Source organism: Micromonospora sp. 15K316, from assembly GCF_004348525.1.
In the GTDB taxonomy this organism is placed as follows: Bacteria; Actinomycetota; Actinomycetes; order Mycobacteriales; family Micromonosporaceae; genus Micromonospora.
Map to the genome: position 1 here is coordinate 1 of NZ_SMKG01000323.1, position 5,154 is coordinate 5,154.

At 73.7% G+C, this 5,154-nt stretch carries 5 protein-coding genes; 2 read left to right on the forward strand and 3 right to left on the reverse strand.

Features of this window, described 5'->3' with window-relative positions; all coding sequences use genetic code 11:
* Positions 1 to 1,548, reverse strand: a 1,548-nt coding sequence (locus E1211_RS30630) for an alkaline phosphatase family protein (RefSeq protein WP_207915569.1), incomplete at its 3' end; no start/stop codon positions are given.
* Between the two features lie 127 nt (positions 1,549 to 1,675).
* Positions 1,676 to 2,566, reverse strand: coding sequence for a LysR family transcriptional regulator (locus tag E1211_RS30635; protein WP_132353487.1), 891 nt, complete (start codon positions 2,564 to 2,566; stop codon positions 1,676 to 1,678).
* 54 nt (positions 2,567 to 2,620) lie between these two features.
* On the opposite strand from E1211_RS30635, the gene E1211_RS33765 reads away from it, so the two are divergent.
* Positions 2,621 to 2,746 (forward strand): hypothetical protein, encoded by a 126-nt coding sequence (locus tag E1211_RS33765; protein ID WP_256371343.1) that lies wholly within the window; start codon positions 2,621 to 2,623, stop codon positions 2,744 to 2,746.
* Positions 2,747 to 2,832: 86 nt separating this feature from the next.
* Positions 2,833 to 3,261, forward strand: a complete 429-nt coding sequence (locus E1211_RS30640) for a hypothetical protein (protein ID WP_132353488.1) — start codon at positions 2,833 to 2,835, stop codon at positions 3,259 to 3,261.
* A gap of 172 nt (positions 3,262 to 3,433) precedes the next feature.
* Here E1211_RS30640 and E1211_RS30645 read toward each other — a convergent pair whose 3' ends face one another.
* A complete protein-coding gene (locus E1211_RS30645; protein WP_132353489.1) occupies positions 3,434 to 5,044 on the reverse strand; it encodes a ricin-type beta-trefoil lectin domain protein in 1,611 nt (536 codons plus the stop codon).
* Positions 5,045 to 5,154 lie beyond the last annotated feature (110 nt).

Below are 5,154 nucleotides of genomic sequence, written 5' to 3' on the forward strand. Positions count from 1 at the left end.
CCACTGCTCCACCCGCCCAGCCGCCTCGACGCTCGTCCCGGCGGGTTCCGGTCGGCCGTCGCCGGCGGGCGAGAGGACCGGCCACGCCGCGAGCCGGGCCACCACCTGGGCGAGCGACTCGCCGTACCGCTGGCGGAAGGTGGCGCCCTGGCTCTGGCCGTGGTCGCTGAGCACCACGATGTGGTAATCCCGGGCCGCCTCGGCGGCCAGCCGCTCCAGGATGCCGAGCGTGTGGTCGAGCGCCTCGAGCGCCGCCATCGCCTCCGGCCGGGCCGGGCCGGCGTGGTGGGCCACCTCGTCGTAGTCGACGAAGTCACAGAAGATCACCGGCGCGCCACGGGCCATCTGCTCGGCGATGAGCGAGACGTTCAGGTCGTTGAGCAGACTCGCCAGGGGGCGCAGCGCCAGGTACGAGCCGCGCCGGTCACCGCGGGGCTGCACACCGCGCACCCGCTGACGGCGCGCCTCGTGCAGCTCGCGCAGCACCTGCCCCGCGCTGAGCACGACGGCCCGGGCGAAACCGTACGGGCTGGTCATGAACGCCGCGTAGCCCGGGGTGGAGCGCCCGGGCAGCCCGGCCCGGCTGACGGTGAGCAGGCTTGTCGACGCGTCGCCGGAGAAGGCCGTGCTGATGCTCACCCCGCCGTCGCGCAGCAGCCCGTCGCCGGTGGAGAGGCGCCGTTCGATGTCGGCGGCGTCCCGGGGCCGGCTCGTCACCACGAGCCGTCCGGGGGTGCTGCCGTCAGCCGCCGCCTTCTCGTACCACCGGTAGGCCGGCACGTGACGGACGTCACCGTGGAGCAGGCCGGCCTGGGCCGCCGGGGTGGTGGCCGGCAGCCCGGTGTGCCAGCGGGTCATCCGGTGGCTGCGTGAGCGCAACCACCGGCCGAGCGTCGGCAGGTTCCCGGCCCGTACGGCCCACTGCGCCAGCGGCGCGGCCACACCGTCGAGCTGGATGACGAGCAGCCCGTCCGCGGGGCGCCCGGCCGGCGGTGGTTCCGGGCGGCTCCGCCGCCACCAGCGCCGGTCGGGACGTCGCCGGCGGCTCTCGGCCCGGCGTACCCGGGTCATCAGCCGCAAGATCTCGCTGACGAACGTGTCGTCCGTGCCGGCGTCGGCGAGCCAGTTCACGATCGCCGCCAGCGCCACGGCGACCCACGCGGCGACGAACGCGACCGCGAAACCGGCCACGTGCGCCTCGGGGTCGAGCCGCAGCGCCACGTACATGACGACCGCCTGCACACCCACCCCGATGGCGAGCGCGCCGAGCCCACCCAGCGCGGTGGCCAGCGCGAGCAGCAGCGGACGCAGCACCGCCCCGACCGCCGTCACCAGCGCGACCAGCCACAGCATCGCGACCAGCCCGCTCGCGGTGACCCCGGGCAGCAGCCAGAGCGTGGTGCCGAGCACCACGAACGAGGTCGCCATGCTGCGCACCAGCGCGCGCATCCGCGCGACGGTCGGCCGGTAGCCGCGGAGCACCCGAAGGGCCACCCGGACCGGTTCGGGCAGCCTGTGGCGCTTACCGGCATCCACCTGCGGCTGCATCCTGGCCACGATGCCACATCTGAGCTATCAAGATCCTTCTGGTGAGGAGTGGGTCACAGCGCGTACGAGTGTCGGCCGTGCCGGGCGCACCCGACCGCACCCGCCGTGCGTCGGCGGGCCGAGAGGTTCAACGCTCGAGGTGGCCGTCCACCATCCCGAGCAGGGTGCTCGCCGCGGCGCTCACCCGCCGTCCGGTGGCCGTCGCCGCGTGCAGCGCCCACTCCAGCGACTGGTCGGTGACCGGCAGCGCCCTCACCTCGGACCCCGGTGGCACGTTGCGCACGGGCAGGATCGTCACTCCGAGCCCGTGCCGGACGAACTCGGCGGCGACGGTGACGTCGCCCACCTCCATGGCGATGTGGCGTTCCAGACCGGCCGCGTCGAACGCGAGGTCGTTGGTCGTCCGGTTCGCGTAGCCGAGGGGGTAGTCGATGAACGACTCCTCGGCCACGTCCGCCAGCACGACGCTGTCCCGCTCGGCGAGGCGGTGCCCGGCCGGCACCACGAGCACCTGGGGCACCGGCACCAGCATCCGCGTGTCGAGGTTCGGGAAGGGCCGGGGGCTCACCCCGAGGAACGCCACGTCGATCTCGCCGTCGACCAGCGACCGGGCCAGTCCGGCGGAGCCGTTCCAGGTCGCCGCCCGCAGGTGGAGGGCGACCCGGGGGTGGCGGCTGTGGAAATCGCCGAGCAGTCCCGCGAAGTCGATCCCGCCCACGCCGGTCAGGCACCCGACGACCACCGTCCCGCGCAGCTCCTGACCGACCTCGTGCACCGCGTCCCGAGCGGCCTGCGCCGCGTCGAGGGTGGCGCGCGCCTGCGGCAGCAGCGCCTCGCCGGCGTCGGTCAGCTCCACCCGCTGGGCGCTGCGTTCGAAGAGGGACGCGCCCAGTTCCCGCTCCAGCGCGGAGATCGCGGCGGAGACGGCCGACTGCACCACGTGTAGCCGTTTCGCGGCCCGGGTGAAGCTGCGCTCCGTGGCGACCGCGACGAAGTACTCCAGGTGCCTGAGTTCCACGCCGCCCAGGATCACACACGCCGGCGGCCGGCCGCCGGCGTGTGTGATCCGGCCATGGTCGCGCGCGCCCGGCGCAGGCTCGCCCTGCTCGACGAGCGGATCCGCGCGCTCAGCGCGGCCCGTGACAACCTCGAGCGTGGTCTGCGGGACGCGGTCGGCGACACCACCCGGTCGCGCTGATCACGGTCCGCCCCGGCCGGGCTTGACCCTCGAGCCGGTCGAGCCCGCACGATCTCCGTCGCTGACCGAGGGAGAGGGAGTGGGCGATGGATCTCGACAACCTGGTGCTGCGGCTCTGCCAGGACGGCATGCGCGCCGAGGCCGAGGGGCGGCCGGCGGACGCTCGTGCCCTCTTCCGCCGAGCGTGGGAGGCGAGCGGTGACGACTACGAGGCCTGCGTGGCGGCGCACTACCTGGCCCGCCAGCAGGACGACCCGGGGGAGGTCCTGTGGTGGAACCAGGAGGCGCTCGCCCGCGCCGACAAGGCCGGCGACGAGCGGGTGGCCGGCTTCTACCCGTCGCTGCACGTCGGTGTGGGGCTCGCGTACGAGCGGCTCGGTGATCCGGGCCGGGCGCGCGAGGCGTTCGGTCGGGCCCGGGAGCATGTCGACGTGCTGGCTCCGGGCGAGTACGGCGACCTGCTCCGCGCCGCCATCACCGACGGTCTCGCCCGACTGAACGGGCCCCAGGGCTGAGAGCGGTTGAGCCGTCGTGGCACGTGTTGAGGCCCCGCCGGGGACCCCGGATGGCGCTGTGGTGCGGCGGGCCGCCTGCTGATCCTCCGGGGGTGTCCGCACGGCGCACCAGGCAGCGCAGGGCCGCCCTGGGCCGCCGCCGCGCTCCCGGCGGCGGCCCAGGGCGTACGGGTCAGTTCGGGTTGTCGCCGTGGGTCAGCGTCTCCCAGGCGACGAAGAGGTTGTTGGTGCCGGCGGGGCGCTGCTGCAGGGTGAGGGTCTGGGTGTTGGTCATCGCGTTGCCCAGCCGGTTGGCGAGCGCGTTGTAGCCGACCTCGGTGATCGGGCCGAGACCCCGGGTGAGGCTTCCGTCGCAGAGCCAGGCCGGCGGCGCCTCGCCGAGCTGGTAGCGCGAGTGGAAGCCGAGAGCGTGTCGCAGCCGCTCCCCGACCTGCGGGTAGAGGTCCTGGCCCTGGATCCGGGAGGTCTCGGCGACGTGCGAGATCGCCGAGATGCCGTATCCGGTGTGGGTGAAGTCGCGGCAGGTCTCCTGGGCGAGACCGGCGACGAAGGTGGACTGGTCGTGCCAGTAGCCGATGATCTCGGCGGGGGTGTCCAGGCCGCTGCCGGGGACGGTGTACGGCAGGGGGCCGTCGCTGGGCAGGTAGACAAAGGCGCGGGTCCGGTTGAGGAACCGGGTCACCGCCGCGTTGTAGGCGGCCCGGTCCTCCAGGAAGACGGAGATGCCGACCGCGGCCTCCATCATGGTCAGCTCCCAGTTGCCGTTGCTGCTGGAGCCGTTGCGGACCACCGGTAGGTAGACGGTGCGCAGCATCGTGGCGAAGCGGTTGACGTTGGGCCAGCTGCTGTACGTGTACCTGATGATCTCGGCGGCGCGGGGCCAGACCGAGCCGGCCCATCCGGTCTGCAGGGGAGCGTTGCTGCCGGTGTGCGAGGCGATCGTGGCCGACCAGGCGTCCATGATCTGGATGGCCTTCTGGGCGTACCGGCTGTCGCCGGTGACGTACCAGGCGAGCGCGTCGGTGTACGCGGCGATCGCGTCCTCGCGCTCGTCCGTGCAGCCGTTGTTGGGGTTCGAGTAGGAACCGCACTCGACGACCGGCCGGGGTGCCGGAATCCGGGACAGCGAGGCGTAGCGACTGCTCATCATCTGGTTGAACGCCGACGTCCAGGGCTGCGCGCCGGCCTGCACCCGGCCACGGACGAAGTCGAGTTGCCCGCGGCTGACCATGACGCCCGGATGGGTGAAGTCACCGGAGGGGGGCGGTGTCGTGCCGCCGCCGGGCAACGTCCAGCTCTGGTTCGCGGCCCCGGTGCAGGTCCAGATCTGCAGCGGCGTGCCGTCGGTGGAGCTGGGACCTGTCGCGTCGAGGCACTTGCCCGCGCCGGCGTTGACCAGCTGCGTGCCGTTGGCGGCCCACTGCTGCGCCCCGGTGCCGTTGCAGTCGTAGATCTGCACCTTGGTGCCGTTGGCGGTGCCGGCGGCGGCGACGTCGAGGCACTTGCCGAGCGCCCGGACGGTGCCGTCATCGGCGACGGTCCACTGTTGGGCGGCGCTGCCGTTGCAGCTCCAGAGCTGGACCTGGGTGCCGTTGGCGGGGCTGGCGCCGGCCACGTCCACGCACTTGCCGCCGTATCCGGTGATGGCACCGACGGTGGCCGCGGAGGCGGCGGGGGTGCCCGCCGTCATGCCCACCGGCACGGCGAGCGTGACCGCGGCGAGCGCGGCGGCCAACCGGGTACCGCGCCGACGGGGTGGGACGTCGGTTGATCGTCGCGCCATGTCATGCTCCTCTCCACCGCGAAGCGGTGTATCCGGGACGAATCCGCCGGCGACCGGCGCGCGGGAAGCCGGATGGTGGCGCGGGGGATCGGTCTGGTCGGTGGCGGGGC